This is a genomic window from Chromatiaceae bacterium (assembly GCA_024235395.1).
In the GTDB taxonomy this organism is placed as follows: domain Bacteria; phylum Pseudomonadota; class Gammaproteobacteria; order Chromatiales; family Chromatiaceae; genus Thiosocius.
Window position 1 is genome coordinate 1,029,688 of the sequence record JACKMK010000003.1, and the last position, 26,734, is coordinate 1,056,421.

A 26,734-nucleotide genomic window follows, 5' to 3' on the forward strand; every position below is an offset into this window, starting at 1 on the left:
GGCGCGGCGTTCTGGTAGTCTCCGGTGATGCAGCCGGACGTTGCACCTGTCTACCACAACCTGATCGCCTGCCACGAGTGCGACCTGCTCCAGCGACTGCCACCCGAACACGGTCGCGGCCGGGTGCGTTGCCGCCGCTGCGGCTGCGTGCTGCACACCAGCGGACACGACGCCGTCGCGGTACCGCTGGCGCTCGGCCTGACCGCACTGGTCCTGTTCGTGCTCAGCAATGCGTTTCCGTTGCTCGATTTCATCGTCCAGGGGCAGCGTGACACGACCTACCTGTTGGCCGGCATCCGCGAACTGTTCCTGCAGGGAAGGCCGCTGCTGGCGAGTATCGTGTTGCTGACCACCGTGCTCGCGCCGCTGGTGCACATCGCGCTGCTGATCTACATCCACCTGCCGCTGGCGCTCGGGCGTCGGCCGCCCGGGTTTGCACGCGCACTGCGCGCCAGCCAGGAGGTCCTGCCGTGGAGCATGCTGGAGATCTTTCTGCTCGGTGTGCTGGTGGCCGCGGTGAAGCTGTCCGAACAGGCGACCATAGTCCCCGGGCCGGCGGCCTGGTCACTCGGTCTGCTGGTCGTCGTGCTGGCCGGGGCTGCGACCCAGGTGCATCCGCACCGCCTGTGGGAGCGTGTCCGATGAGCCGCACGCTGGCGACCGCGCGTACCCGTGACCTGGTCGCATGCCACACCTGCGGACTGGTGAACCACTGTCCGGCGGATGCTCACCGGGTCCGCTGCGCACGCTGTGGTGCGGCCCTGCACCGACGCATCACGCGCAGCGTCTCGCGCACCTGGGCCTTCCTTGTGGCGGCGATGATGTTGTACGTGCCGGCCAACATGTTGCCGATCATGCATGCGACGCAGCTCGGCAGGACGCGTTCGGACACAATCCTGAGCGGTGCCGAGTATCTGTTGGTGCACGACATGTGGCCGTTGGCGCTGATCGTGTTCGTGGCCAGCATCCTGGTGCCGTTGACCAAGATCGCGATCCTGGTGTTCCTGGTCGTCTCGGTACAGCTGCGCTCGACGGCCCGCCCGATGGACCGCATCCGCCTGTATCGCTTCACCGAATTCGTCGGACGCTGGTCGATGGTCGACGTTTTCGTCGTCACGATCCTGGTTGCGCTGGTCCATCTCGGCAAGATCGCCGAGGTCGAGGCCGGCATCGGCGCGGTGTATTTCGCGGCGGTCGTGGTGCTGACGATGCTCGCGGCCAAGACTTTCGATCCGCGTCTGATCTGGGATAACGTGCACGAAGATGTCCAACCAATCACCCATCGATGATATTCCCGAGGCCCTTGTCGACGACCGTCGGCGTGTGTCGGCGGTCTGGCTGATCCCCCTGGTCGCGGTGGTCGCGGCCGTCTGGCTCGGTTATCGCGCCTACACCCACGAGGGACCGCTGGTCGGCATCAGTTTCGAGACCGCGGAAGGACTGGAGGCCGGCAAGACACGGGTCAGGTTCAAGGACGTCGACGTCGGTGTGGTCGAGGCGATCGAACTCAGCCCGGACCTCAGCAAGGTGCGGGTGCGCGCGCGCCTCAACCAGGACGTCGAGGCCTTCCTGAACGACAACACGCGCTTCTGGGTCGCCCGTCCGCGGCTGTCCGGCGGCCAGGTGTCGGGGTTGGGCACCCTGCTGGCCGGCACCTATATTGGCGTCGACCTGTCGACCGGGGGAGAGCCGCAGCGCGAGTTCGATGGCCTGGAAACGCCCCCGATCGTCACGTCGGCCGAGCCGGGCAAGACGTTTCGCTTGCGTGCCGAGACGCTCGGTTCCTTGTCCGAGGGGTCGCCTGTCCTGTACCGCGGGATCGAGGTCGGGCGCGTGGTCAACTACGCGCTGCGTGACCCCGACGGCGTCGAACTCCAGGTGTTCGTCAAGTCGCCATACGACAAGCGGGTCGGCGAGGACACGCGGTTCTGGAACCTGTCCGGTGTCTCGATGACGTTCGACACCGACGGCTTGAGGCTGCAGACCGGCTCCCTGGCGTCGGTCCTGGTCGGCGGTATCGCGTTTGGTCGTGCGGGCGCCGAAACGCCCGGAACACCGGCCGCGGACGGCGCCCTGTTTGAGCTGTTCGCCGATCAGGGTGCGGCCGAGTTGCGAAAGACTGCGCCGCACCAGCGCTGGAAGCTGGAGTTTGCCGGGTCGATCCGAGGGCTGCAGCCGGGTGCGCCGGTCGAGTTTCGCGGTATTCGCATCGGCGAGGTGATCGATTTCCGGCTGCATTTCGATGCCGAAAAGCATGCGACGAGGATCCCGGTGGTCATCGCGATCGACCCCGGCTGGCTGGGGCTGGACAGCGGGGCAGTGGTCGTCGACAGTGAGGCGCGAGCGGTCTGGGACCGACTGGTCGACGATGGGCTGCGTGCGCAGATCAAGACCGCGAACCTGGTCAGCGGCGCACAATACGTCGACCTGGACTTCTATCCCGAAGATCCGCCGCGCACCATCGCGTGGGGCGGCGATGTCCCGCAGCTGCCGACGGTGCCGACACCGCTCGACGAACTGCGCAGTCTGTTCTCTCGCATCGCCCGACTGCCGCTCGACAGCATGGGCGAGGATCTGGCGCGCAGCCTCTCGGCACTGCACCAGACGATGGCGGCAACCGAGACGCTGTTGCGTCGCCTGGACCGCGAGACCGTGGCCGAACTCAACAAGACCCTGCAGGCGACACGCACGACGCTCGGTGGGCTGGAGAAGGTGTTGGCGCCGACGTCGCCATTGCAGGCGGAGGCGCAGCGTGTGTTGCAGGAACTCGGCTCTGCGGCGCGCTCGTTCCGTATCATGGCCGACTACCTGGAGCGCCACCCCGAGGCGCTGATTCGCGGAAAGGGGGCGGTGTCGCCGTGATGCAAGCTATCGCACGTCTGGTTGTACTGGTCGTCGCATTGGGCGTGGCGGCGTGTGCGACGACGCCTTCGGCAAACTTCTTCACGCTGAACCCGGCTGACGTCGAGCCCCAGGTCGCGCGTTCGGACCTCTCGCTCGCGCTGGGGCCGATCGACCTGCCGGGCTATCTGGACCGGCCGCAGATCGTCACCCGCGCCGGCGGTAACCGCCTGAGCGTCGACGAGTTCAATCGCTGGGGCGGGCTGTTGGAGGAGGAGATCAGCCGTGTCCTCGCCGAACACCTCAGTCGCCGTCTGGGCACCGACAGGATCTACAGCTACCCGAGTCGCGTGGCTGCGGACACCGACTACCGCGTCGTGGTCGAGATACGTCGTTTCGACGGCATGCTGGGTGGCGAGGTGGTGCTCGATCTGGCTTGGTCGCTGGTCGACGATCGAACCGCCGAGGTGCTGCTGACCCGCCAGGCGGCCTACCGGGGCGCGGTCCCGGGGAGCGACTATGGGGCCTATGCGGCCGCGCTCAGCGCGCTCGTGATCCAGTTCGGCGATGATCTCGCCGCCGCGTTTACGCAACGCCCGCAGCGGCCGCGTTGAGCGCCGAAGCGGCTCACGCCGCCGCGTGACGATGCCGCCCGCGGCGGATAAAAAAACCCGCCGCAGTGCGACGGGTGAATTCGATAGTCAGGAGGAGTGAGACCCCACACAACACCTTCTCGAATGAAGGTGTAGCGTTAAGCTAAGTTTGGACGCCGTACGCAAGAGCTGCATTGACACCCATCAACTTATCATCGACTTCTGATCATTGGTCGTTTGATGCCGAACGGGCGAATCTAAAGATTAGAAAAACATAATTTACTAATGTATCTTCAATGTGCTGAACCTCAGATGAGCCCCCTCCATGACCGACACTGAATCGCCGGGTAGAAATCTGTTCCCCGACAGTTGGATCGTGGGTAGGGCTGCCGCCGAACTGGCGCGCAACGATCCCGGCGTACTGCTCGATACGGCGGAAGGTGGCGGCGCCAGAGCGGCCGACCCGGGGCGCGAGCGATTTGCGACCCACGCCGGTATCACGCTGGTCGAGCAGGCAGGTCAGGGTTTCGGCGGTGTCGATCCGGATGATGCGCCCCGGCGCGGATTCGGCCGCGCCGTGCGGCATTCGCGGCGTCGCCTCGGCCGGGTGTCCGGTGCCGTGCTGATCGTTGCGGTCGCGGCGTTCGGCGGCGGTTATTGGCTGCTGCAGACGCTGCCCGGCGGCGACCGATGGTCGCAAGCCGCGGCACATGTCGCCGAGGCGCTCGCCGATCGCCTGGATGTCACGGCCCTGCGATTGAGGGCCCGGGCTGCCGCGTGGCGGTCGCCCCGGGTCGAGACGCCGGGGCAACCGGAGTGAGCAGCGGCTGATCCCGGCGCGCCTCCCAGTGGCTACTTCACCCCGGCCAGTTTTGTACTGCCGTCCTTCAGCTCGGACAGGTCCCAATGGCACTGTTTCTCGACCATCGCGAACAGTTCCTGGTCGGTCTGGTACAGCATCGTCAGCTTGGGATCGTTGTCACCCGGCTTGGGTTTCTGGTCCCAGATGAACTTCGGTGACAGCTTGCAGCTGCGCTTGGGGTATTTTGCGGGGTAGTAGACCTCGGCGAACTTGGTCTGCCCCCAGACCTTGGCGCGACGCGGCGCCTCGCCCCTCTGGGCCACCGTCAGCGCGAGATACTGCCCGGTGTAACGGACCTCGGGGTTGTGCCGCAGGTGTCGACTCTTGTTGAAATCGATCGGGCTCTCGCTCAGGGCGCCCCCGGTCAGCTCCATCGAATCCTGGTCGAAGTAAACCGGTTCGCCCGTGGGCAGCGTGACCCTGATGCGTCCCTTGTCGTGTTCCACGGCTGCCGAAGGCAGCTGTCTGCGGGGGAAGAAATGCAACTCGCGAAACATGTTGTCGTGGCTGAAGCGGCCCGAAAGCTTGACGTCGTCGTTGACCGCGAGGTGGATGTTCTCGCGCGCCCGGTCGGAAAACAGGAATGCATATTCACGACGCGCGCCTTTGCGCTTCAGGCCGGCCGGATTGATGGTTGGCGAGCCGTCGTTGAGAAAAGAGAACCCGACCACGGTGCGTTTGCCGCCGGGTTCGTAAAAGAAATACTTCAAGCCATCAACCGATGTCGCACCGATGCTGCGGTCATAGCGATGCTTGTCGCGAATTCCATCGCGTTCGGGTTTGGTGTCCTGTTCCAGCATCGCCAGGGGATCGAAGCGGGGTTTCACCCGTGGTGCCTTGGCGACGGGCGGCGGTTCCGGTTTTTCCTGCACCGGGGCACAGGCGGCGACGGCGATCGCCAGACCTAGCAAGAGAATTCTGCGCACGTTTCTTACTCCGATTTTCGACGGTGAAAAAGAATGGACGGGCGATCCGGCACGCCAAGACGCCTCTCAACCGGACCCGGTACCACCGGTAGCCGCATTCAGCGCACGCCGAACAGTAATCGCTGGGTCGCGGTGTCGGCAAGGGTCTCCAAAGTAGCTCCCCGGGGTACCGGCGATCGCAGCGCACGGCTGTCGTCATCCTGGTTCGGCCGATAGTGCGGTGGACTTGAGCGCGGTGCTGGGTGCCGTGCGCATATTTGTGACACGCCGCACGGCCGCGGCACGCGCCGGTGCGGCACGCCGCTTCGCCGGCAGGCGCCCGGCGGATGCTATGATCCGTTCGTTGTCTGGAAGCAGTTGTAGGAAGTCGTGATGCAGAAAACCGAAGGGGCCGCAAACAGGCGCGCTGTGCGTTTTCCCGTCTACGAGTTCCTTATCCTGTTTCTGCCGATCGCCGCTTTGGTGCTTTTGGTCGGTTTTGCCTTCATTTCGCTGCGCATGGATGCCCACGTCGAGACACTGCTCGACCTGGACGGTACACGCCTTCACCATATCGGCGGCTTCATCGGCGCGGAAGTCGCCAACTCGCTCGACCACCTGCGGTCTCTGGCCACCGAATCCGCGACGACCGATGCGTTGGACAGGCCCAATCCACGCAATCTGCAGGCACTCGAGCATTCGTTTCTTGCGCTCGCGCGTCGCAACCCGCATTACCACCAGGTGCGCTGGCTGGACCAGCACGGCAGCGAGCGATTGCGTATCGAGCGCGATGATGACGAACCCTATGCGGTCGCCGCCGCCGATCTGCAGGACAAGTCCGATCGCTACTATGTGACGGCGGCCAACAGGCTGTTGGCGGGGGAGATGTACGTCTCGCGCATCGACCTGAATGTCGAACGCGGTAGCGTAGAACTGCCGCCGCGGCCGACGCTGCGCGTTGCAGCGGGCCTGTACGACAGCGAAAAGCGGCCGCAAGGCGTGCTCGTGATCAATATTGCGATGCAGTATCTGTTCAACGCGGTACAGCACCTGCGCCAGGAAAGCAGCGAAGCGGACTACCTCCTGGTCAATCGCGAAGGGATGCTGCTGAATGGCGATCTGCCGGCGATCAGTGGTGCCGCCAGTGGGGGCGAACAGCCGCTGAGTTTCGCGGCGAGCTTTCCCGAGGTGTGGGAGGAGATGATGCGCCGCCGCTCCGGCAGCCTGGAGTCGTGGAGCGGGCTGTGGACCTGGCAGACCCTGGCGCCGGTGGATGCATTCCGTCAGCTTACGCGTTCCACCGAGGTGCAGACCGGGACCGCTGACCGGCTGATCTCCGACGACTTCTCATTGACCCTGGTGGCGCACCGACCGGTGGATACGCTGATGGAGATGCGCCGCGAAATCCGGATACCGATCTCGCTGGCGGTGCTGGTCGGCCTGGCGGTGTACGGGACCTCGCTGTTCCTCTATCTCAGCGGCCATGTGCGGGAGCGCCGCGCCGAATTGAATGCGGCCTACGCGATGGCACGTGCCTCGCAGTTGGAGCGCCTGAAGGAACTGGAGGAGCGCTTTCATGCGCTGGTGGACGCGAGCAGCATCGGCCAGCTGGTGGTGGACGCCGAGGGCACCATCGAACTGTGCAACCGTGCCGCGGAAGCCATTTTGGAATACAGTCGAGGTGAACTGATCGGCAAATCGGTCGAGGTGCTGTTACCGGACGAGCTTGAACAGGCGCACGTTCGGCACCGACGCGATTTTCTGAGCGCACCCGAGGCGCGCAAGATGGGTGACGGTCGCGAACTGGTGGCCGTGACGAAGAGCGGAAAGCGGCTGGCGGTGGAAGTCGGCCTGAATCCCTACCTCGACAAGGGCCGTCAGCTGGTATTGGCGAGCATCATCGAGCGACCACGGTAGCCCGCGGGTTCGCGCCGGCGCCGGCCGGGGTGCACGCGATGCAAGGAACCCTGCCTCTACCGTCGGTTCAGGTGAGGTGGGCCGCAAGCCGGATGGAGGTAGGCAACTGTGAACGAAGATCTGCCACCCGATGAAAAGTTCAGGGACATCGCCCGTCGGTTCGATTTTGCGCGCAATGGTCGGCACAAGAAGATCGAACTGGCGGCCTACTACAAGGCCGAGAAGCGGGGTTTTGCCCCGGGCCGCGAACTCGACGACTGGCTAGAGGCAGAGCGCGAAGTGGACGCGGCGTCGGTACCCTTTCCGTCGTACTGAACATTGCGGGCCGCCGGTTGCGGCTGCGGCGCCTGCCGGCGCCCTGCCCGTGGCGTCGGCACGCGCTTTTCAACGCGCCAGGCGGGCGGCGGGGTCCTGTCGATAAAACTGCCGCAGTTGCTCGTAGACGGCTGGGAACTCGTCCAGCAGCGACCATGGGGCGGTGAAGAAATACTCGCTGGCGACCGCGAAGAACTCGGCTGGATCGGTTTCGCCATAAGGGTCGATCGTGGGCGTCTCATGGCGCGCGAGTCGATGCCTGAGCGCCGCATAGGCGGTGGTCCAGGCCCGTGTCCACGTGGGTCTGCTCATCTCGGCGTGCAACGGCGGCATGCCGTTCGCGCTGCCGTTCAGCATATCCAGCTTGTGCGCGAATTCGTGAATGATCACGTTCGAAGTCGTGTCGGTGTCGTACCGGTCCTGTTCGATATCCGACCACGCCAGAATCACCGGGCCGCGTTCCCAGGCCTCGCCGCTGAGGATCTGTTCGGACTCGCTGACGACGCCGGCATCGTCCTCGAATGACCGAGGTACGCGAAAGCTGCCCGGGTAGACGATCACCTCGTACCAACCATCAAAGTACTCGGTCCCGAGATTGAGGATCGGCAGGCAGGCCTGCGCCGCAATCTGGATGCGCATCGCCGGGGAGAGTTCCAGACCCTGCACGCCGTTCAGGGTCTTGTGCTGCAGGAACCAGGTGACCCGCACACGCAATCTCGCGCGTTCGACAGCGGACAGGCCGCGCAGACAGGTGAGGCCGTCGACCGCGGCATGCCATGTGGCGAAGGGGATACGGCGGTCTGCCCCGGTGCGGTGCCGCCACCATCGTGTCAGCCAGTGCGGTCGTTGCATGGCGGATGGCTCAGGGGATGATGAAGACAGGGTCGGCGCCCTGCCATGCGAGGCGCTGTTTCAGTGCCTCGGGATCATCGTTGCCGCAATGGATCAGCAGCAGTGTCTTGCCATCCATGATCGCCTGGTGCAGATGGTCCAGCGTCTCCTCGGGAATGCCCAGTCGCTGCAAGGCGATACCCAATCGGGTCGCAAGCGCGGAACCGGCCATCATTCCGGCACCGATCGCCGCTCCGGTGAGCGCGTTGACGATGGGTCCAGCCACCAGCAGCGCACCGATGCCGGGAACGACCATCAACCCGCTCGCGCCGGCGAGCAGACCGATCAGGGAACCCCATAGCGCGCCGTGCTCGCTCCACACCCGGATGCGTTCCGCCTCGTCGCCGTAACTGATGCCGAGGAAGTCGTCGCCGTGTCCGCCGGCGCGATGCAGCAAGGACACGCGGTCCATCGGAAAATCCCGTTCGATCAGCTGCTCGACCACCTGTGTGGCCCGCTCCGGGGCGGCGAACACCGCGGCGATCAGTGGTTCACTACGAGTCAGCACGTTCATCCTGGGGGTACTGCATGGGGCATCGAAGCGTCGGCCGGCCTAGGCGCTCCGCATCGGATAGTCGGTATAACCCACGGGGCCCGGTGTATAAAAGGTGTCCATGTCCGGGGCATTCTCCTGCGCACCCGCCCGCCAACGCGCGACCAGATCGGGATTGGCGATGAATGCGCGTCCGATCGCGATCAGGTCGGCTCGACCGGTCTCCAGGTCGTGCTCTGCACGGGTTACGTCGTAGCCGCCGGACAGGATGAGTGTGCGCCGGAAACGTTCGCGAAACGTCGATTTGATGGAATCCGGCACCGGTGGTGCGCCCATCGCCGAGTGGTCGACCAGGTGTACATACGCGATGTCGGTCTCGTTGAGTCGTTCCGCCAGATAGGTGTAGTCGGCGGCCATCTCGTCGTAGATCGGCATATCGTTGAAGTTTCCGAACGGCGACAGGCGGATGCCGACCCGATCGCCACCGGTTGCACCGACGACTGCGTCGACCACATCGAGGACGAAGCGGGCGCGGCGCTCGATCGGACCACCGTAAGCGTCGTCGCGCCGGTTTGTATTCGGACGCAGGAACTGCTCCAGCAGGTATCCGTTCGCACCGTGGATCTCGATGCCGTCAAGCCCCGCGGCGATGGCATTGTGAGCGGCCGTCGCAAACTCTTCGATCGCCTGTTCGATGTCGTCCGACGACATGGCGCTCGGCGCCGGGTGCGGCTGCAAGCCTTCGTCGTCGGTATACATGGTGCCGGGGGCGGCGATTGCGGAAGGGGCGAGCATGCGCGCGCCGGCCGGCAGATTCAGCGGGTGCGCGATGCGCCCGCAGTGCATCAACTGCATGAAGATCTTGCCGCCGGCCTGGTGCACGGCGTCGGCGATGCCCCGCCAGCCGTCGATCTGTTGCGTGGCAAAGACCCCGGGAATGCGCGCATAACCGAGGCCATTCGGTGAGGGCGAGGTGCCTTCCGTGATGATCAGACCCGCCGTGCTGCGTTGCGCGTAGTACTCGGCCATCAACTCGTTGGGCACGTTGCCGGTCGCCCGACAGCGTGTCATCGGCGCCATCACCATGTGGTTGTTCAGCGTGAGTCGACCGAGTGTCGCCTGTTCGAAAAGTGTTCGCATCGGGATCCTTTCCAGCGTCGCGTTGGGCGCCATCGCCGGCAGCGGTCACCCGGACCGCCCGCAATGGTTCCTCGCAACATCATAACCAGCGGCGGCGCAGGAAATAAATCGGCATGTCGACGGCGAGCGCCCGTGGCCCTAGAAACTTGACTGGTACTGACCGGATCGAACTCGGCCAATCCGCGCTTTCCCTCATTCATCAACCTGCTGATTTCTTTCGATCGTCTGTTCAGTATGTGAAAAGCAAGGCATAACTTCAGGCTGAACGGTGTGGTCGAAATGCTTAGGAGTTCGCTCTCGGCAAGAACCCCGTCGTCTAGTGCGCCGGAAACAGTGGCTGCGACGAATAGTACATGCTGACCTCGTTGGTCGCGATTAGTCCATCGCCAAGTTCGATAGTTCGGTATCAAGGCTGAGAACGGCGCTGTAAGGGGAAAAGACCGTAGCAAGGGCGTCAGCGTCGACAGATCCGTTATTGTCCCAAGACTGGTGCCGCTCGCGGTAATGGACTCCACCGCGCCGTTTGGCTTCAGTATTCCAACATAGATGTCACTCATCCCAGATATGCCTGGATTAGTCATCCCGATAGATACTGAGAGCACCTCGCCTACGCCAAAGGCAGATTGGTTGGTTAATGCGTAGGCGCTAGGCTTTGAGGAGCCGCCAAACCATTCGGTGACGACTTGTTGCGCTGGGTGATTTTGTGGCGTCTGATCATGAGATGTGTAGCGATCCAGAATCGGTTCTATTGTCCATTGCCACCAGATGACGCCAAGCATCCAGCTCTCGTTTTCGGCAGTCCAAACCCGCATGAACGCCTCATAGCAGTCGGCTTGCTCTTGCGCATCTATCACGTCGGTTTCTTTCGCTTGCCAATCGGCGGGATCTATGTTGTTTCCGTCAACGCCACGGTATGAAATCTCACTGAAGACGACTGGCTTCTGAGTGCGTCTGTGAAGGTCTTTCACAATTGAAACCAGGTCGTAGTGTCCGTTGATGCCACGCCAAGCTTGCACCAACTCTTCCACCGAGGGATTGCGCTTGCGGGTTAGCGGCTCGTAGAGCGAAAGGCCTATGTGATCCAGCCGAGAAACGACGGGTATCGAAAAAGCCTCGCCGTCTGGGGCGCCTCGCGCGTTGAGTACGGCGTTCCATGCCAAGTCTCCTGTATAAACGTCTCTGACCGAATCAACGGTGTTATCCCACTGTGCTCTATAGGCTGCATTTGCCATCGATTGCAGTTCATTGGCGATGTAGAACAACGTCACGCCATGCTTTTCTGCAAGTGATGCAAGACGCGTGAGGTGGTCACGGTAGGAAGCAAACCACAACGCAGGATTGGACGGGTTAATCGCTCCGCTCCAAGAACCATCTTCGGGGATTACAGTGAACTTGTATGCAACCCGAAACCCTTTCGACCGCAGTAGGTCAAAGAGTTGCGCGAGGTGTTCATCCGTTTCAGTAGCGCTTTGGCTTGCATAAATTGCGTTGCTAGTCGCGCCGGACTGAAAGTAAGGAGTGGTCACCATGACGGTATTGCTTCCCGTGTTGACCAGCTGATCTATGGACATTGGGTAACCGGCGGCGTTGGGCAGCCGGTCTTTGCCATACATATTGATATTGAAGCCTTGGATCTCAAATGCGCCTGCGTTCGCCAACGCGGCTTGCAGAATGCAGGTCGCAGCTATTGCATTCACGATCCCGCGGCATTTGATGGACTTTCCGCCTTTCGTTCGCCTATTTCTCCGCCAGTGCATGTCTGCAACTGTGGTATGGAGCCAAAGCATCGTGGATCGAAGGTCGATTGCCATTGATGGGCCTCAGTTGGGATTGACTCGGGCAGATCTGTTTACCTTAGTCGGAAGTATGGGCGACCCCAGCTATCTCTTCGCGTAAGATTTTTACCGAGCTAGGGGCTTCAATGCCGACAGCGGTATCGGTGCTGCTCTTGTATTCCACCAGAGTGACCCGGATCGGGCCGTCTGAGGTTTCGAGAATGATCGATTCGCCTTCCCGGCGGGTGAGTATCAACATGGTGCAGCCTCCGTGCTGACGTGGTGGGAGTGGCCAAGGAACCAAGTCACCCAGCATGCGCAAAGCCAAGGCGTTTCCGGCTGCATGCCTTCCCATCCGGCAGTCTTCCTGCGGGGTTCCGCGGCGGCAACGCCTTGCTCAATTTGGTTCCACAATTATGGGTCGCGGTTTGTGCAGTTCGTTCTTTTTCACGTTCAACGCGACAGGCATCTCAACTCACGAGGATGAGTTTCTGAAACGGCGGACTTTACTTAACCTTGATCAATATTGGGTGACAATTTTTTTTACAGTTTTGTCCGGTCCCCAAAATCACAAACCAATAATCAGTAACTTAATTACTGGTATCAAGTTTGCTTCCTCGGGAAAGTGGTTTGTCCGGCGTGTTTGATGTTCGGAGCAGTTTTTCAGATCGCAGCGCAAATCTCCGTTCGATCATTCCAACTCAGACAGTCCCACCATCGGGCGCATCTGTGCACTGGAGGGGAGCGAGCGGACGAACCATTGGCAATAACAATCGGCAAAAACAAAGGGAATCGATAAACGATGAAGATGTACCTGGCAGTTGCGCTTGCTACTACAAGCGCTATCGCTCAAGCAGTCCCGCTCACCGTCAACATCTCTGGAACCGTCTCAAGTATCGGAGGGCAGGCTTACAATCAGGTCGATGAGTTCGCCATTGGAGACCACTTCGCCTATCAGCTAAATCTAGACGATAGCTTGCTCGGGCCAGCAACCGGAGGTGCGGCGCGAAATCTCAATTTGGTTTCGGATTTTCGGGCTCGAATTGGTGGATATCGCATCGAGGGAGATGGCGCAGACGTATTCCTGCGGAACGACGGATCAACTGGTGTATTCCAAGATCCTTATGACCAGCTAAGCATCGACCACCTGTCCGCCCCGGTTTATGCTGGCGGTTTCGGTATTCCAAATCGCACGGACTTTACTTTTACCGATGGACCCATAGCCGGGGAAGCTATCAATTCGCTGAGTCTTCTTATTCAACACCCAGATGTTGATTTCGTTCAGGCCGGTCAAAATTTGACGCAGATTTTTCAGTCAGTAGCGTCGAGTTCCACTGATCTGAAAGTCCCGGTGGCCGCAAATCCGAGGGTTCCGACATTTGAAGTAAACGCGTTATTCATGAACGAAGGATTTGGGGAGGTTCCTGTTAGCGTCGAGATTGCCATCAATTCGCTTTCCGTTAATCCTACGCTTGCTGCGCAACCTCTGGCTTTCGGCACAGCAACAGCTGCGATTGTTAAAGAAACTCGATTCGGAAATGCCACGGATGCATTTGATACTTCGACTGACGGAAGCGGCGGAGTCGATTCGCGAGCGTTTGCGTTTAGCACCAATGCCGGTCAAGCCTCGGCACGAGGAAACATTACTGACGCTGTCATTGAGGACTCCAAGCTTAAGTCGCCTGGATTGGAGGTTGGAGCATTCGCGAGCGGTGCTGGCGATTCTGGGCAAGCGCTTTCTCGGGCTATTGCATTCCGTAGTTTCGAATACGCCGGCGAAGATCCATTGCGAATCAACGTCAACTCTACGCTTGATGGCAGATTCAGAGATGCACCCTTTGGCTTACCGAGTGGTCAACGTTCGGCCAGTGGCGGCATTTATGTCTTCGATGCCGTTGCGTTTGCCGATGCAATCAACTGGTTAGGCGGTGATTTGGAAGACATCTTTTTCCCTCTCGCGGGGAAAAACACTGACAATGTCGATCCGCTGAAGCTCGATGACTTGTCAATTGCAAGTCTGCTGGGCATCAATCCGTTGGCGGCGCTGTCGTTTAACGAGCTGGCGACAGCAGACGAGATCATGAGGGACTTGGTTCTTTCGCTGAACGTTGCTAGTGGGCAAGAGTTTACGATTCTTTACGATCTATCCGCGACTTCTCTGGTCTCATGCTTTGTCAGCGAGTGTGGCGCTGGGTCGACGAACTTTTTTAACTCACTGTCTTCAGCGGCAGATTTTTTTACTGATGAGCAAGGTAACGTCGTCACTTCGATTGTGCCGCTAGCGCTGGTAGATGACGGGCAGGCTGTTCCACTTCCTGCCACGTGGCTCTTGCTTGTTGGGGGACTGCTTGTCACCGGAATGCGCAAGTGGTCGTCTGACCGTCTCGCTGCGTAGTATGTCCACGGCGAGCCGGCCTCACCGAGGTCGGTTTCGCCAAAACTCGCAGCTCGACGGAGCGGGAGTCTAAGGATGCGTTTGGCGCGTGACACTGCCCCCCGCTTTCGGAAGTCCTGACGCTCACGCCCGCCTTGCGCGGGCGTTTCATGGCATGGAATGGCGCTTGCGTTAATTACGCCGTGGGCAGTCAGTCAGCTATTGCTCGACTCTGTATCCATGTTTCGGCGGCTATCAGGTGTTGCTTGGTTAACGTTCTCTGGCGTCCGGGGGCTGTTTGTGGCTCGCTTGTGTAGGTCAGACCTGACGTCTTTCCGAAGCTGCTGTGCTTCCTGGAATAGACGGAGGTTATCAGCAATTGATTTCATGACTACCCAACCTCCCAATACTCATCTAAATCTTCGAATCGTCCGAAGAAAGCCCGTTTCAGATATTGGTACTCAAGCAGCAACTTAAAAGGGAAAACCTTTTCTTCCATGAACTCCTGCATCTCGTCTTCCGCGTCAAAGATCTGTTGGTTATGCAGTTCGATGTTGAGGAAGCCGAAAACAGTACCAAGATGCTCAAGCTTGCACCCCATGTATTGCTGCATGGTCTTGTAACGCTTGGCACTACCGCATACGTAATCATTCCGATTGAGTACATAAGCTGTGCCGTCAGCTGACTTCATGCACTTAACGCATTCGTAGCCTTCAAATCTCGGGTCGGACAACGGGATGACCCTGGAGTTCACCAAGTCGCGGTTCGGATGATAGTGTAGCTCATACAAAAGCACGTTGGACTCTTGGTCGAACGTGTAGAGGGACACAAAAAGGTCCCTCTTTCTGATCTTGATCCGGTTCGAGCTTTGATGAACGTGTTCCGTCAACGCATCGACGACGAGCGTGATGTTCCGGTCAAATGCGTGCTGATCCTTAAGTTTCTTGAGGCTTGGGAGCTCATCCGAATCGCAACGTCGAATGTGCTGAGCGATTTCGTGGTTCATAACCACCAAACACTCTGCGATGTGCTCTGGCTCAATTAATGCGTGTTTGACCGCAGGGAACTTCTTGAACACCACTGAGAGAATTGTGACGATCATCGCGCCAGCGAGGGTCATCCCTGTCACTGCGTAGTAGACCTTGATTGCGCCTGGTTGAAGCGCGTGGTTGGACAACCAACCAGAGATGGAAAGCCCAAACGCCTTCTTCAAAAGAAGGTATCCGGACGCCAATAGCAGCACGATCTCGGAAAAGAGCTCCAGCTTGGTGCCAACGATGGTTTTTGAAAGCTTGCCGTAGGCAACGGCATAAATGCGGCGCAAGTTCGCGATTCCTTTCCCGTTACGGCGTGATTGCGTTGTTCTTATGACGCTGATTATTGATGAATTTGAAAGGAAACGGAAACTAGCGCAGCCACGATTAACCTGGCGGGTGTCAGCCTACCGGGGCACTGAGCAGGAGTTCATTTCTCCCAGAATTTTGCCCGGCGAAGGACCGCGCAATGAGCGTGGCCACTAAGTATATGTTTATTAATCAGAAAATGGCGCGCCCGAGAGGATTTGAACCTCTGACCCCAGCCTTCGGAGGGCTGTACTCTATCCAACTGAGCTACGGGCGCTATGAGAACGGATGTGGCGCAATCAGCGGCTCAACCCGCCACTGAGGCAGTGATGGAGCGTGCCTTCGCTGGTGCGCGGCGTTTCGGGTCCGAATACGGCGGCGGTCTCGATCGCGACGAGTGACGGCCACCGTTGTTCCGGGGCCCGCATTCTCGCCGATTTGCCCGGTCCAGCTCAATGCCGTAGACGACATTCTTACCGCCGGTCCTCGCAGGCCTCCTACTGGCGCCGGCTGCGCCGCCAGCCAGCGCGCATGGCCGTTGCCCAAACCGCATCCCACCGCGTGCGATCCAGCCCGGCTTCCCGTTTCGAGGGGCGGCCGGCTGTCCGCACCCCGTCCCAAATATATCGGCTGAATGACGTCCATACAAAAAATCAATGCCTGCATCAAAAAAACTAGCCTATGCTTAGGCAGTGCATGGTGCGACGCAACAACCGCGGCGTCAGACCGCGGTGCGCTCCATGCAAGACCACCACCGATAGCGAAGGAGAATGATGATGTCCCTTGCAGCAGCGACACGCGTCCTCGACGGCGCGGTCAAGGCCCTCCCATTGGACGAAGATGGCTTCCTGCTCGAACACCGATTCTGGAATCGTGCGCTGGCACAGCAGCTCGCTGACCATATGGGGGTCGGCCAACTGGGTGCAACCCATTGGCTGATCATCGATTTCGTGCGCGACAAGTACTTCCGTACCGGCGCCATGCCGCCGATGCGCAACCTGTGCCGCAAGCTGGGTGTCGATCGCGAGGCGGTCAAAAAGGCATTCGGTGGCTGCCGCGAACTCTGGCAGATCGCTGGCCTGCCCAACCCGGGCAGTGAGGCGCTCAGTTACATGAGCTGAAGGCATTCACGGGATGGCCCCGGTCGACGCAAGGCTCGACCGGGGCATACGAATCACTCGACAACCCGATCGATCAACAGCTGCACGCTGTCTGGCGGTTCTTGGGTGGTGACGACCTGGTCGCTGGCGACCATATCGCCGGCCTGCGTACCCGCCTGCCCGCTTTTCGAGACCTTGGCGCTCACCTTGACGCGCGGGAATGCCGAAAGTTTCATCGCCGGCATCATCGCCATGGCGTCGGTCAGCGTGACCCGCAGCGGTAGTTCACCTGCCTGATGTCGGGCGACCGCGAGCGGCATCGGTGGACCGCTTTCTGCGCGTGCCAGGACGAACACGGTATCGCTCGGATCGACCTGTTCAAGCAGCGACGGTGCGAGCGCAACCTCGACGACAATCGCCGCACCCTGCGACGGGTCGGCCGGTACATCGCCCGCGGGTACGTCGGCCGCCGCGGTGCTCGGGGCACCACCCATGATCGGCGGCAGGCCCCCGGTGGCCGCCGGTAGCTGGCCGCCGACGCGGGTGATCATTTGGCCGAGTTCGGTCTGCATCTGCGGCTCTCCGGCGAGCAACGGATAGGCGCGCTGCCAGAACTCCAGGGCCTTCGCGTTGTCGCCCTGTTCCGCCGCCGCATTGCCGAGCAGCCACAGCGCGGTCACGCTCTGCGGGTCGATCGTCAACGCCTTTTGCAGCAGTTCCACTGCGCGGGGTCCGACCCGTCTTCCATCGCGCATGGCCATCGCGTCCGCGAGCGACAACAGGCCGGCGGTGTCGTCCGGCAACAGACGAACGACGTTTTCAAACGCATAGACCGCATCCGGGTAGTTCTGCAGCCGCATATAGGTGCGGCCGAGCAGGTACCAGCCATCCGGGTTGTCTGGATTGGCTTCCAGGCGGCTGCGCAACTGGGCGACCAGTTCGTCGATCGGCGGCGCTTCGCCGTTGCTGCCGTGCCCTGCCGCGCGCTGGACGGCCGGTTGCGCCGCGATCAACTCCGGTGAACCGATATGCAGGTACAGCGGTACGGTGATTGCCGGGACCATCAACGCCGCAACCAGAAGCGCCCAGCCACCACCGGATCGGCCGGCCGGGGTGACATGCGTCGAGGTGCCCTCGAGGTCCTGGGCAAGCGCGAGTTCAAGGTCTTGCTTAGCCTGGTTGAACTCCTCTTCGGACAACTCCCCGGCATCTTTCTGCTTGCGCAGTTCGGCGAGGTGTTCGCGCGCAATCGCCACGTTGAGTTGCTCGGTGGTATCGCTGCGTGCGGCGTGACTGCGCAGCAGTGTCGGGGCGAGTAGAGCCAGGGCCGCCACGATCATCGCGGCCGAGATAATCCAGAACAGGGTCATGTGTTTCTCTTGTCGAGGTCGTCGTCCAGCAGCGAGGCGGCGGTCTTGAGCGTGGCCGTATCGACGTTCAGGGATTGCTCGGCGCGCCGGCGCCGTATCGTACGAATCAGCAGTGCGACGCCGATCAGCAGGATCACGAATGGGCCGCCCCACAGCAGCAGGGTGTTGCTGTTCAGCGGTGGCCGGTACAGCACGAACTCACCGTAGCGGTCGACCATATAGTCGGCGATCTCCCGCTCGGTCTTGTCCTGCTTCACCATTTCATACGTCTTGCGCCGCAGATCGACGGCCAGTTCCGCGTTCGAGTCGGCGAGGTTCTGGTTCTGGCAGACCAGGCAACGCAACTCCGCGATCAGCTTGGTGTAGCGCGCCTCCTGCTCGGCGCTGTCGAACTCGTGGACTTCGACTCGAGCGTTCGCAGCGGCCGTCAGCAACACGACCAGGATTGCGGCAGTGAATCGCTTCATGAAGGGCTCCGCTGGGCAAAGTACGGCTTGAACTTCTCTTCCCAGACCCGCGGATGGACCGCGCCGGTGTGTTTCTCGCGCACCACGCCGTCGGCATCGATCAGGAAGGTTTCGGGGGCGCCGTACACACCCCAGTCGATGACCGCGTCGCTGTTCGGGTCGAAACCGACCTTCAGGAAGGGATTGCCCATGCGTGCGAGCATCGCGCGCGCCTCGGCGGCATCGTCACGCCAGTTGATGCCGATGATCGGCACCTGCTCGCGCTGTGCGAGGTGCAACAGGTACTCGTGCTCCTTCCAGCATTCCGGGCACCAGGTGCCCCAGACGTTGAGCAGCCAGGGCTTCCCGCGCATGTCCGCCGAACGCACCGACTGCGACGGGTCTAACAGGTCGGGGAGGGCGAACTCGGGCGCGGCCCGGCCGATGAACTGGGTCGGTACGTCACGCGGGTTGTATTCACCCTCGTTCATCTTGTCCAACGTGAACCAGAAAAGTCCGGCCAGGGCGAGAAACAGCGCCAGAGGAATGACCGCACGGTTCATGCGCGGGCCTCTGCCGCCTGCGCGGAACGTGCGCGCCGTGCCAGGGTCCGGTAGCGCCGATCGGTCGCCGCCAGCCCACCGCCGATCGCCATCAGCAGTCCGCCCAGCCACAGCCAGCGCACGAAGGGTTTGTGGTAGATGCGCAGGCTCCAGGCGCCCTTGCCGAGGTCTTCGCCGAGCGCGACGAACAGGTCGCGCGTAAGACCGGGGTCGATCGCCGCTTCGGTCATCGGCATCGTCTGCACGAAGTAGATGCGCTTCTCGGGGTGCATCTCGGCGACCGGTTCACCGTCTTGGGTCGCGGTCAAGTGGCCCCGGTAGGCATTGTAGTTCGGCCCCTTGGAGGTCTCGACACTATGAAATTCAAACCGGTATCCGCCCAGTTCGTAGGCCTCGCCGGGCGCCAGACGGATGTCCTTTTCGGTCGAGTACAGCGAGGTGAGGGTCACGCCGACGATGAACACCGCCATGCCGAGATGACCGAGCACCATGCCCCAGAAACCGCGCGGCACGTGCCGCAGATTGTAGTGCGGGCGCAGCCGGTCGAGGATCGCAGCGACCGTCGAGCCGAGCACCCATAGGGCCAGCACCACGCCGGCGGCCGCCTGCCACATGAACTCCGGGGTCAGCAGGCTGGCATAGGCGATGCCGACGACCAGCGCGACGATCGCCGGGATCCGCAGCTTGGGCCACAGGTTGGTGAAGCTGTCGCGTTTCCAGCGTGCCAGGGTGCCGATCCCGACCAGCAGTGCGAGTGGTGCCGTCAGCGGGATGAACACGCTGTTGAAATACGGAGGTCCTACCGAGATCTTGCCGAGTTCGAGGGCGTCGACCGCCAGCGGATAGAGCGTGCCGAGCAGAATGCTGGTCGCCGCGACGACCAGCAGCACGTTGTTCAGCAAAAGCCCGGTCTCGCGCGACAACAGCTCGAAGCGCACGCTGCTCTTGATCTGGTTCGCGCGCACCGCGTACACGGTCAGCGACGAGCCGACCACGGTCATCAGGAACAGCAGGATGAACACGCCGCGTTCGGGGTCGGAGGCGAAGGCGTGCACCGAGGTCAGCACCCCGGAGCGGACCAGGAAGGTGCCGAGCAGGCTCAGCGAAAACGTGAAGATCGCCAGCAACACCGTCCAGGCCTTGAATGCGCCGCGCTTCTCGGTGACCGCCAGCGAATGCATCAGCGCGGTACCCACCAGCCACGGCATGAACGAGGCGTTTTCGACCGGATCCCAGAACCACCAGCCGCCCCAGCCCAGCTCGTAGTACGCCCACCAGCTGCCCAGGGTGATGCCGAGCGTCAGGCACAGCCAGGCCATGTTGGTCCAGGGGCGCGACCAGCGCGCCCAGGCCGCGTCGAGGCGCCCGCCGAGCATTGCCGCGACGGCAAACGCGAAGGGCACCGCGAAGCCGACATAGCCCATGTAGAGCATCGGGGGGTGCACGATCAGGCCGAAATCCTGCAGCAGGGGGTTGAGGTCGCGGCCGTCGGCCGGCGGCATCGGCAGGCGGTCAAACGGGTTCGAGGTCATCAACATGAACAACAGGAAGCCGACCGCGATCAGGCCCAGCACCGACAACACGCGCGCGATCATCACCAGTGGAATGCTGCGACTGAACAGCGTGACCGCGGTGGTCCACAGTGACAGCACCAGTGCCCACAGCAGCAGGGAGCCTTCATGGCCGCCCCAGACGGCGGAGAACAGGTACTGGGTGGGCAGCTGGGTGTTGGAGTTCTGGGCGACGTAGGCGACGCTGAAGTCGTGGGTCAGAAAGCTGTACGTCAGCAGGCCGAAGGCGGTCGCGACGAACAGCAGTTGCAGGCGCGCGACCGGCGCCGCCAGTAGCATCCAGTTGGTGATCCCCCTTTGTGCACCGATCAGCGGAAATATCGCTAGAATCGCGGACAGTGACAGGGCGATGAGCAGTGCGATCTGGCCGAGTTCAGGTATCACAGCGGCTTGCTCCCCGGATGACGTTCACCCATCTTGCCGGATTTCTCCAGCGCGGCCGCGACCTCCGGCGGCATGTAGTTCTCGTCGTGCTTGGCCAGGACCTCCTCGGCGACGAACACGTTGTCGGGGCCCATACGCCCCTGCGCGATCACTCCCTGGCCTTCGGCGAACAGGTCGGGCAGGATGCCGGAGTAGGCGACGGTGACCCGCTGCGCCATGTCGGTGACGACAAAGTTGACCGTGAGGTCACCCTCTTTGCGCTGCACGCTGCCCTGCTCGACCAGGCCGCCGAGGCGGAAGATGTGGTTGGCCGGGGCCTTGCCCTCGGCGACCTCGGTCGGCGAGAAGAAATACGACAGGTTGCCTTCCAGCGCGTTCAGCACCAGGTAGGTGGCCAGACCCAGTGCGGCCAGTCCGACCACGATAATGCCCAGGCGTTTGTGTCTGGCTTTCATTGATTGACCTCCTGCTCGAGCCGGGTGAGGCGCGAGATACGTTTGCGAATCTGCCGCGAGCGACCGCGCAACAGCAGCGGTTCGCCGATCATGAACAGCGCTGTCACGCCGAACGAACCCCAGACATACAGGCCGTAGCCACCCATGTGAAAGAACTCGGCCATGTCACATACCCTCTTCGGCGAGTTCGCGAACCCAGCTGGTGCTGCGTTCACGTTCGAGTATCACGGTGCGCACGCGCGCCATCGACACGGCGATTGCATAAGCCCAGAAGCCCAGCGTCATGATCAGCATCGTGATCAGCATCGTCTCGTCCATCGAGGACTTCTCGTTCATCTTGATCGTCGCGCCCTGGTGCAGGGTGTTCCACCATTTCACCGAGTAATAAATGATCGGCACATTGACGACCCCGACCAGCAACAGGATCGCGCTCGCGCGGTCGGCACGCCGCGGATCGTCGATCGCCGAGCGCAGCGCCATGTAACCCATGTAGAGGAACAGCAGGATCAGTTCGGAAGTGATGCGCGCGTCCCAGACCCACCAGGCGCCCCACATCGGTTTGCCCCAGAACGAGCCGGTCCACAACGACAGGAACGCGAACATCGCGCCAGTCGGGGCCAGTGACTGGGCCATCATCGCCGACAGCCGGGTGTTGAAGACCAGGCCCAGCGCCGCCCAGCCGGCCATCACCAGGTAGATGAACATCGACATCCACGATGCCGGCACATGCACGAAGATGATCCGGTAGCCCTCACCCTGTTTGTAGTCGGTCGGCGCGACGAAGAAGCTCATATACAGCCCGATCGCAATCAGCACGACTGCGATCACCGCGGAAACCAGGGAGATCTTGCGGGCCAGCGGATAGAACGTGGCCGGCGAGGAAAATTTGAACCAGTTGATCAGTCGGTTTGCCATCGTGCCTCGAATAATGTCTAAGGGCAGCGCGTGTGTCGGTGACCCCGGTCACCTTCGCGGGTTCCGCCTGGGAACCCGGTATTGTGCCGCAATTTTTCAGCAATTCCTTGAGCTGGATAGCTTTTTTGTGTTTCGTCGGCCTCGGGCCCGGCCCGGGCGGCTAAGCCTACCGAACACACTGGACCGGCGCAAAAGCCGCAAGTTCACGCCGGGCGGACATTCAGTCCTCGGCGACCCGCAGTGCCGCCGCTGTCGCCAGCGGGGCGAGCACCAGGCTCGCCACCAGGATCGCGGCCAGCATCGACAGGTGCGACTGTCCGCCGAGTCCCGATACGGTCGCCTCGACCGCCCCGGCACCGAAGATCAACACCGGGATGTACAGCGGCAACACCAGCAGTGCGAGGAGCACGCCACCGGAACGCAACCCCAGCGTCAGCGCGGCGCCGATCGCGCCGATCAGGCTGAGCGTGGGCGTCCCCAGCAACAGCGATACGATCAGGGTGCGCAGGCCCTCCCACGACAGGTCGTATTGCAGCCCCAGCACCGGTGACATCGCGACCAGCGGCAGACCGCTGACCAGCCAGTGTGCCATGACCTTGCCGACCACCAGCAGGGACACCGGCTGCGGCGTCAGCAGCATCTGCTCCAGCGTGCCATCGCGATGGTCGGCGGAGAAGATCTGCTCCAGTGCGAGCATCGACGCCAGCAGCGCGCCGACCCAGACGATCCCCGGCGCGATCAGACGCAAGGTCTCCGGTTCCGGTCCGATGCCGAGCGGGAACAGGCTGACGACGATCGCGAAGAAGATCAGGGTCGTGAAGATGTCCGAGCGACGCCGCATCGCGATCGTGAGGTCGCGCCGGATGATCCACAGCAGGGGTTCAAGCATGTGCCTGACCCAGCGTGACGGTACGCGTATGAGCACCGATCATCGCCACCTCCTGGTGGGTGGTGACGACCGCGATTCCGCCGCCCTCGACGTGTCCGCGGATCACGTCCTGCAGCAGCTGCACCGCGGCGACGTCGAGCGCGGTGAAGGGCTCGTCGAGAATCCAGACCCGCGCCTCGTTGGCCAGCAGGCGGGCCAGCGCCACACGCCGTTTCTGTCCCTGTGACAGGTGCTTGCTAGGCAGGTCTTCGTGGCCACGCAGGCCGATCTCGCCGAGGATCTCCCAGGCCCGCTGTTCGCTCAGGCTGAAGCCGTCGAGCACCGCGGCGATGCGCAGGTTTTCGACCGCCGTCAGATCGCCCTTGATGCCGTTCAGGTGGCCGAGGTACAGCAGGTGGCGTGAGTATTCTTCGCGCAGGGTGCGGATGTTCTCGCCGCGCCAGCGCACGGTGCCCGATTCGGGCAGCAGCAGGCCGGCCAGTGCGCGCAGCAGCGTGGTCTTGCCGCTGCCGTTGCGTCCCTTGAGGTGCAGCAGTTCGCCGCCATTGATCGTGAAACTGAGGTCGGTGAACAGCACGCGGTCACCGCGCACACAGCTCAGTTGGTCGATCTCCAGGGCGGCGCTGGCGCTCGCGTCGTTCATCGTTCGACTGTTTCGGCACATAAAGAGTCGCAATTCTACACGAAAGGCGGCTCTGCCCGGTGGCGCCGCCGTGCTTGACCGCAGTGCCCGGCTGCCCGATTTTTAGAACAGAGCGGGCCGTCGGCCTGGCAACCGCGGACGAGGAGGCGGCGTGGGCGAGTCACCTTTTGCCACTGAGCTCGCCGAGCACATCTGGCGGACCAAGTACCGACACGCCGGTGAGTCGGCGGACCGCGACATCGGTGACACCTGGCAGCGGGTCGCCGACGCGCTGGCATCGGCCGAGGGCGGGGATGCGGACACCTGGCGGCAGCGCTTTCTGGCCATTCTGCAGGATTTCCGGTTTCTGCCCGGCGGTCGGGTGCTGGCCGGGGCGGGCACGGAACAGCGGGTGACGCTGTTCAACTGCTTCGTGATGGGGCGGATCGAGGACAGCGTCGAACACATCTTCGACAGCCTCAAGGAAGGGGCGGTGACACTGCAGGCCGGCGGCGGGGTCGGTTATGACTTCTCGACGCTGCGCCCGGCCGGCAGCGTGGCCCGTGCCAGTGGGCGCATCGCCTCGGGGCCGGTCTCGTTCATGCATATCTGGGATGCGATGTGCGGCACCATCCTGTCCACCGGGGCGCGGCGTGGCGCAATGATGGCGACCCTGCGCTGTGACCACCCCGATATCGAGCGTTTCATCGATGCCAAGCGGGATCCCGGTGCGCTGCGACGGTTCAACCTCTCGGTGCAGGTCAGCGATGCGTTCATGCAGGCGGTCGCTGCCGACGACGACTGGCCGCTGGTGTTTCCGGAGGCGGCGCTGGCCCCGGAGCGGGGCCAGCCGTCAGGGGGTTCGGTGGTGCGTCGCTGGTCCGGCGACGACGGCCCGGTAGCATGCCGGGTACTGCGTTCGGTGTCGGCACGTGCCTTGTGGTCGAAGATCATGCGCGCGACCTACGACTGGGCCGAGCCCGGCGTGCTGTTCGTCGACCAGATCAATCGCTGGAACAATCTCGCCTATTGCGAACAGATCAGCGCCTCGAACCCCTGCGGCGAGCTGCCGTTGCCGCCCTACGGCGCCTGCGATCTCGGTTCGATCAACCTGACGCGGTTCGTGCAGGCCCCGTTCAGTCCGGACGCGCGTCTCGATCTCGACGCCGTCGCCGAGACCGTCCGTGTCGCCGTGCGTCTGCTCGACAATGTCATCGACGTATCGCGTTTTCCGCTTGAGCGGCAGGCCGCCGAGGCGCGCGGCAAGCGCCGCATCGGACTCGGTGTGACCGGGCTGGCCGACGCGCTGATCATGCTCGGCGCGCATTACGCCCAACCGTCCGCGCGCAAGCTGGCAGCACACATGATGGCTACCGTGTGCCACAGTGCCTACCGCGCGTCGGTCGAACTGGCGCGCGAGAAGGGCAGCTTTCCGATGTTCGAGCGCGATGCCTATCTCGCCGGCCTTTTCGTACGGAGCCTGCCCGAAGACATCCGGACCGGGATCGCTGCGCACGGGATCCGCAACAGCCATCTGCTGGCGATCGCGCCTACCGGCACCATCAGCCTGCTGGCCGACAATGTGTCCAGCGGGATCGAGCCGGTGTTCGACTTCTTCTGCTCCCGCCGGGTGCTCACCGCCGACGGAGGCCATCGCATGTTCGACGTCGAAGACCGCGCGCACGCACTGTGGCGGTTGCGCGCCGGCAGCGCGGCCCGTCTGCCCGGGCAGTTCGTCAATGCGTTCGACATCGCGCCGCATGACCACCTGGCGATGCAGGCGGCGCTCCAGCCGTATGTCGACAGTGCGATCTCCAAGACCATCAATGTCCCCGCCGACTATCCGTTCGCCGAGTTCCAGGCGCTGTACGAACTGGCGCACCGCAGCGGGCTCAAGGGGTGCACGACCTTTCGGCCCAATCCGGTCACCGGCGAGATCCTCGGCCGCCGTCGCCCGCAGGCGGCATTGCAGCCGGGTGGGCACTGCTGCACCCTGGACCGGGAAGCGGACTGAGGCGGTGCACAAAGACGAAACCCCTTGCGGCGTGAGGGTTCTCGCGTATACCGCCACACCGGCTTGTCATAATATAAACGGTTAGCCGCGTGCCCCGGGGCTGCCCTCGTGTCGCCCGCTTTCCATGCGACGGGTCGTTACGGTGCCCCGTCAGTTTCCGGTCACAGATCAGGAGAAGCGCGACTCGTGCCGAAAAACAACCCGACGACCGAGATACGCCAGTCACCCGTCAGGTGCACCGATTGCCCGGTGCGCCAGAAGGCCCTGTTCCAGGTGGTGGCAGAAGACTATCTGTCCGACGCCGAGTCGCGGCGCACGGGACAGTACGAGATCGCCGCACGCAGTGAGCTGTACCGCGAATCCTCGTTGGCCAACATGGCCTACACCCTGTTCGAGGGATGGCTGCTGTTGTACCGCACCCATTCCGATGGCAGTCGGCAGGGACTGCGTGTCGCGTTGCCGGGCGATTTCGTCGGCTACGCCGCGTTGTCGCAGGAGAACTACACGCACAGCGCGCTGGCGATCACCGACGTGGTGGTGTGCGGATTCTCGCAGGCCGATCTGCACGCGATGATCGACCGGCATGCCGACATCGGGCGCCGCATCACATCGATCCAGGGTGACGATCTCGTGAAATGTGAGTCGCATATTCTCGGCCTCGGTCGGAAATCGGCCGAGCAGCGGATCGCGTTCGCCGTCGCTGATCTCTTCCACCGCCTGGATCAGCGCGGGCAAGTGGACCACGCGAACCGGCGAATGCCGTTTCCTCTCACCCAGGAGATGCTCGGCGAACTCACGGGGTTGACGCCGGTGCACACCAACCGGGTGCTGCGCAAGCTGCGCAGCGAAGGCGTGATGAGCTGCGACCGCCAGCGTATCGATGTCCACGATCTCTCGCGCCTGTCCGAAATCGGTGAATACACGCCCAAACGCGCCGGCTGACCTGGCGTGCGGTA

Annotated in this window: 27 protein-coding genes and 1 tRNA gene; 11 read left to right on the forward strand and 17 right to left on the reverse strand. The window is 62.4% G+C overall.

Annotated features, from left to right (window positions below; genetic code table 11):
- The first annotated feature begins 27 nt into the window (after positions 1 to 27).
- The 5 genes from H6955_18165 (at position 28) to H6955_18185 (ending at position 4,254) form a co-directional block, all read left to right on the forward strand.
- The gene (locus H6955_18165; GenBank protein MCP5315491.1) at positions 28 to 645 is read left to right on the forward strand and encodes a paraquat-inducible protein A; all 618 of its coding nucleotides are present in this window, start codon (positions 28 to 30) and stop codon (positions 643 to 645) included.
- A complete protein-coding gene (locus H6955_18170; protein MCP5315492.1) occupies positions 642 to 1,289 on the forward strand; it encodes a paraquat-inducible protein A in 648 nt (215 codons plus the stop codon). Before H6955_18165 ends, H6955_18170 begins: the two co-directional genes overlap by 4 nt.
- Positions 1,264 to 2,862 carry an MCE family protein gene (locus H6955_18175; GenBank protein MCP5315493.1) on the forward strand — a complete coding sequence of 533 codons (1,599 nt, stop codon included), beginning with the start codon at positions 1,264 to 1,266 and terminating at the stop codon, positions 2,860 to 2,862. Before H6955_18170 ends, H6955_18175 begins: the two co-directional genes overlap by 26 nt.
- Complete coding sequence (locus H6955_18180; protein MCP5315494.1) at positions 2,862 to 3,455, forward strand: membrane integrity-associated transporter subunit PqiC; 594 nt, start codon at positions 2,862 to 2,864, stop codon at positions 3,453 to 3,455. Before H6955_18175 ends, H6955_18180 begins: the two co-directional genes overlap by 1 nt.
- A 304-nt stretch (positions 3,456 to 3,759) precedes the next feature.
- Positions 3,760 to 4,254, forward strand: a complete 495-nt coding sequence (locus H6955_18185; GenBank protein ID MCP5315495.1) for a hypothetical protein — start codon at positions 3,760 to 3,762, stop codon at positions 4,252 to 4,254.
- A 32-nt stretch (positions 4,255 to 4,286) separates the two neighbouring features.
- Here H6955_18185 and H6955_18190 read toward each other — a convergent pair whose 3' ends face one another.
- Positions 4,287 to 5,222, reverse strand: coding sequence for a hypothetical protein (locus H6955_18190; GenBank protein ID MCP5315496.1), 936 nt, complete (start codon positions 5,220 to 5,222; stop codon positions 4,287 to 4,289).
- A gap of 372 nt (positions 5,223 to 5,594) precedes the next feature.
- Between H6955_18190 and H6955_18195 the strand changes: the two genes are divergently transcribed.
- On the forward strand, positions 5,595 to 7,118 hold the full coding sequence (locus H6955_18195; protein MCP5315497.1) for a PAS domain S-box protein: 1,524 nt from the start codon (positions 5,595 to 5,597) through the stop codon (positions 7,116 to 7,118).
- Between the two features lie 108 nt (positions 7,119 to 7,226).
- The gene (locus H6955_18200; protein MCP5315498.1) at positions 7,227 to 7,433 is read left to right on the forward strand and encodes a DUF2934 domain-containing protein; all 207 of its coding nucleotides are present in this window, start codon (positions 7,227 to 7,229) and stop codon (positions 7,431 to 7,433) included.
- Between the two features lie 69 nt (positions 7,434 to 7,502).
- Here the strand turns inward: H6955_18200 and H6955_18205 are convergent, their stop codons facing one another.
- Genes H6955_18205 through H6955_18225 form a run of 5 tightly spaced genes read right to left on the reverse strand, consistent with a single transcriptional unit; the run spans position 7,503 to position 11,991 of the window.
- Entirely contained in the window at positions 7,503 to 8,285 is a 783-nt protein-coding gene (locus H6955_18205) for a zinc-dependent peptidase (protein MCP5315499.1), read from the reverse strand.
- Between the two features lie 10 nt (positions 8,286 to 8,295).
- Entirely contained in the window at positions 8,296 to 8,838 is a 543-nt protein-coding gene (locus tag H6955_18210; protein ID MCP5315500.1) for a hypothetical protein, read from the reverse strand.
- A gap of 39 nt (positions 8,839 to 8,877) precedes the next feature.
- Positions 8,878 to 9,957 (reverse strand): alkene reductase, encoded by a 1,080-nt coding sequence (locus H6955_18215; GenBank protein ID MCP5315501.1) that lies wholly within the window; start codon positions 9,955 to 9,957, stop codon positions 8,878 to 8,880.
- Positions 9,912 to 11,768: a hypothetical protein gene (locus H6955_18220; protein MCP5315502.1), complete on the reverse strand. Its 1,857-nt coding sequence runs from the start codon at positions 11,766 to 11,768 to the stop codon at positions 9,912 to 9,914. The genes H6955_18215 and H6955_18220 overlap by 46 nt, the downstream gene beginning before the upstream one ends.
- Before the next feature lie 43 nt (positions 11,769 to 11,811).
- The gene (locus H6955_18225; protein ID MCP5315503.1) at positions 11,812 to 11,991 is read right to left on the reverse strand and encodes a carbon storage regulator; all 180 of its coding nucleotides are present in this window, start codon (positions 11,989 to 11,991) and stop codon (positions 11,812 to 11,814) included.
- Between the two features lie 543 nt (positions 11,992 to 12,534).
- Between H6955_18225 and H6955_18230 the strand changes: the two genes are divergently transcribed.
- Positions 12,535 to 14,127 carry a hypothetical protein gene (locus H6955_18230; GenBank protein ID MCP5315504.1) on the forward strand — a complete coding sequence of 531 codons (1,593 nt, stop codon included), beginning with the start codon at positions 12,535 to 12,537 and terminating at the stop codon, positions 14,125 to 14,127.
- Between the two features lie 370 nt (positions 14,128 to 14,497).
- Here the strand turns inward: H6955_18230 and H6955_18235 are convergent, their stop codons facing one another.
- Both H6955_18235 and H6955_18240 read right to left on the reverse strand, forming a co-directional pair.
- Positions 14,498 to 15,430 (reverse strand): hypothetical protein, encoded by a 933-nt coding sequence (locus tag H6955_18235; protein ID MCP5315505.1) that lies wholly within the window; start codon positions 15,428 to 15,430, stop codon positions 14,498 to 14,500.
- Between the two features lie 219 nt (positions 15,431 to 15,649).
- A tRNA-Arg gene (locus tag H6955_18240) sits at positions 15,650 to 15,726 on the reverse strand.
- Between the two features lie 499 nt (positions 15,727 to 16,225).
- Here H6955_18240 and H6955_18245 point away from each other — a divergent pair.
- Positions 16,226 to 16,570, forward strand: coding sequence for a TusE/DsrC/DsvC family sulfur relay protein (locus tag H6955_18245; protein MCP5315506.1), 345 nt, complete (start codon positions 16,226 to 16,228; stop codon positions 16,568 to 16,570).
- A 53-nt stretch (positions 16,571 to 16,623) separates the two neighbouring features.
- Here H6955_18245 and ccmI read toward each other — a convergent pair whose 3' ends face one another.
- The 9 genes from ccmI to ccmA all read right to left on the reverse strand — a co-directional run bounded on the left by ccmI (position 16,624) and on the right by ccmA (position 23,785).
- Positions 16,624 to 17,919 (reverse strand): c-type cytochrome biogenesis protein CcmI, encoded by a 1,296-nt coding sequence (ccmI, locus tag H6955_18250; GenBank protein ID MCP5315507.1) that lies wholly within the window; start codon positions 17,917 to 17,919, stop codon positions 16,624 to 16,626.
- Entirely contained in the window at positions 17,916 to 18,386 is a 471-nt protein-coding gene (locus tag H6955_18255) for a cytochrome c-type biogenesis protein CcmH (GenBank protein MCP5315508.1), read from the reverse strand. Before H6955_18255 ends, ccmI begins: the two co-directional genes overlap by 4 nt.
- Positions 18,383 to 18,928: a DsbE family thiol:disulfide interchange protein gene (locus tag H6955_18260; GenBank protein MCP5315509.1), complete on the reverse strand. Its 546-nt coding sequence runs from the start codon at positions 18,926 to 18,928 to the stop codon at positions 18,383 to 18,385. The genes H6955_18255 and H6955_18260 overlap by 4 nt, the downstream gene beginning before the upstream one ends.
- A complete protein-coding gene (locus H6955_18265; GenBank protein ID MCP5315510.1) occupies positions 18,925 to 20,883 on the reverse strand; it encodes a heme lyase CcmF/NrfE family subunit in 1,959 nt (652 codons plus the stop codon). Before H6955_18265 ends, H6955_18260 begins: the two co-directional genes overlap by 4 nt.
- The gene (ccmE, locus tag H6955_18270; protein MCP5315511.1) at positions 20,880 to 21,338 is read right to left on the reverse strand and encodes a cytochrome c maturation protein CcmE; all 459 of its coding nucleotides are present in this window, start codon (positions 21,336 to 21,338) and stop codon (positions 20,880 to 20,882) included. Before ccmE ends, H6955_18265 begins: the two co-directional genes overlap by 4 nt.
- The gene (gene ccmD / locus H6955_18275) at positions 21,335 to 21,502 is read right to left on the reverse strand and encodes a heme exporter protein CcmD (GenBank protein MCP5315512.1); all 168 of its coding nucleotides are present in this window, start codon (positions 21,500 to 21,502) and stop codon (positions 21,335 to 21,337) included. The genes ccmE and ccmD overlap by 4 nt, the downstream gene beginning before the upstream one ends.
- Position 21,503: 1 nt before the next feature.
- A complete protein-coding gene (locus H6955_18280; protein ID MCP5315513.1) occupies positions 21,504 to 22,253 on the reverse strand; it encodes a heme ABC transporter permease in 750 nt (249 codons plus the stop codon).
- 220 nt (positions 22,254 to 22,473) lie between these two features.
- Positions 22,474 to 23,142 carry a heme exporter protein CcmB gene (ccmB, locus tag H6955_18285; GenBank protein MCP5315514.1) on the reverse strand — a complete coding sequence of 223 codons (669 nt, stop codon included), beginning with the start codon at positions 23,140 to 23,142 and terminating at the stop codon, positions 22,474 to 22,476.
- Positions 23,135 to 23,785: a cytochrome c biogenesis heme-transporting ATPase CcmA gene (gene ccmA / locus H6955_18290; GenBank protein ID MCP5315515.1), complete on the reverse strand. Its 651-nt coding sequence runs from the start codon at positions 23,783 to 23,785 to the stop codon at positions 23,135 to 23,137. The genes ccmB and ccmA overlap by 8 nt, the downstream gene beginning before the upstream one ends.
- 151 nt (positions 23,786 to 23,936) lie before the next feature.
- On the opposite strand from ccmA, the gene H6955_18295 reads away from it, so the two are divergent.
- Positions 23,937 to 25,778 (forward strand): adenosylcobalamin-dependent ribonucleoside-diphosphate reductase, encoded by a 1,842-nt coding sequence (locus H6955_18295; GenBank protein ID MCP5315516.1) that lies wholly within the window; start codon positions 23,937 to 23,939, stop codon positions 25,776 to 25,778.
- Between the two features lie 186 nt (positions 25,779 to 25,964).
- Complete coding sequence (locus H6955_18300) at positions 25,965 to 26,720, forward strand: Crp/Fnr family transcriptional regulator (GenBank protein MCP5315517.1); 756 nt, start codon at positions 25,965 to 25,967, stop codon at positions 26,718 to 26,720.
- Positions 26,721 to 26,734: the final 14 nt, after the last annotated feature.

Coding starts and splice junctions, on each gene's coding strand:
- H6955_18195 (MCP5315497.1), top strand. CDS start 5,595: ATGCAGAAAACCGAAGGGGCCGCAAACAGGCGCGCTGTGCGTTTTCCC.
- H6955_18170 (MCP5315492.1), top strand. CDS start 642: ATGAGCCGCACGCTGGCGACCGCGCGTACCCGTGACCTGGTCGCATGC.
- ccmI (MCP5315507.1), bottom strand. CDS start 17,919: ATGACCCTGTTCTGGATTATCTCGGCCGCGATGATCGTGGCGGCCCTG.
- H6955_18255 (MCP5315508.1), bottom strand. CDS start 18,386: ATGAAGCGATTCACTGCCGCAATCCTGGTCGTGTTGCTGACGGCCGCT.
- H6955_18180 (MCP5315494.1), top strand. CDS start 2,862: ATGCAAGCTATCGCACGTCTGGTTGTACTGGTCGTCGCATTGGGCGTG.
- ccmD (MCP5315512.1), bottom strand. CDS start 21,502: ATGGCCGAGTTCTTTCACATGGGTGGCTACGGCCTGTATGTCTGGGGT.
- H6955_18215 (MCP5315501.1), bottom strand. CDS start 9,957: ATGCGAACACTTTTCGAACAGGCGACACTCGGTCGACTCACGCTGAAC.
- H6955_18225 (MCP5315503.1), bottom strand. CDS start 11,991: ATGTTGATACTCACCCGCCGGGAAGGCGAATCGATCATTCTCGAAACC.
- H6955_18175 (MCP5315493.1), top strand. CDS start 1,264: ATGTCCAACCAATCACCCATCGATGATATTCCCGAGGCCCTTGTCGAC.
- H6955_18280 (MCP5315513.1), bottom strand. CDS start 22,253: ATGGCAAACCGACTGATCAACTGGTTCAAATTTTCCTCGCCGGCCACG.
- H6955_18220 (MCP5315502.1), bottom strand. CDS start 11,768: ATGGCAATCGACCTTCGATCCACGATGCTTTGGCTCCATACCACAGTT.
- H6955_18260 (MCP5315509.1), bottom strand. CDS start 18,928: ATGAACCGTGCGGTCATTCCTCTGGCGCTGTTTCTCGCCCTGGCCGGA.
- H6955_18230 (MCP5315504.1), top strand. CDS start 12,535: ATGAAGATGTACCTGGCAGTTGCGCTTGCTACTACAAGCGCTATCGCT.
- H6955_18185 (MCP5315495.1), top strand. CDS start 3,760: ATGACCGACACTGAATCGCCGGGTAGAAATCTGTTCCCCGACAGTTGG.
- ccmB (MCP5315514.1), bottom strand. CDS start 23,142: ATGCTTGAACCCCTGCTGTGGATCATCCGGCGCGACCTCACGATCGCG.
- ccmA (MCP5315515.1), bottom strand. CDS start 23,785: ATGAACGACGCGAGCGCCAGCGCCGCCCTGGAGATCGACCAACTGAGC.
- H6955_18210 (MCP5315500.1), bottom strand. CDS start 8,838: ATGAACGTGCTGACTCGTAGTGAACCACTGATCGCCGCGGTGTTCGCC.
- H6955_18205 (MCP5315499.1), bottom strand. CDS start 8,285: ATGCAACGACCGCACTGGCTGACACGATGGTGGCGGCACCGCACCGGG.
- H6955_18165 (MCP5315491.1), top strand. CDS start 28: ATGCAGCCGGACGTTGCACCTGTCTACCACAACCTGATCGCCTGCCAC.
- ccmE (MCP5315511.1), bottom strand. CDS start 21,338: ATGAAAGCCAGACACAAACGCCTGGGCATTATCGTGGTCGGACTGGCC.
- H6955_18245 (MCP5315506.1), top strand. CDS start 16,226: ATGTCCCTTGCAGCAGCGACACGCGTCCTCGACGGCGCGGTCAAGGCC.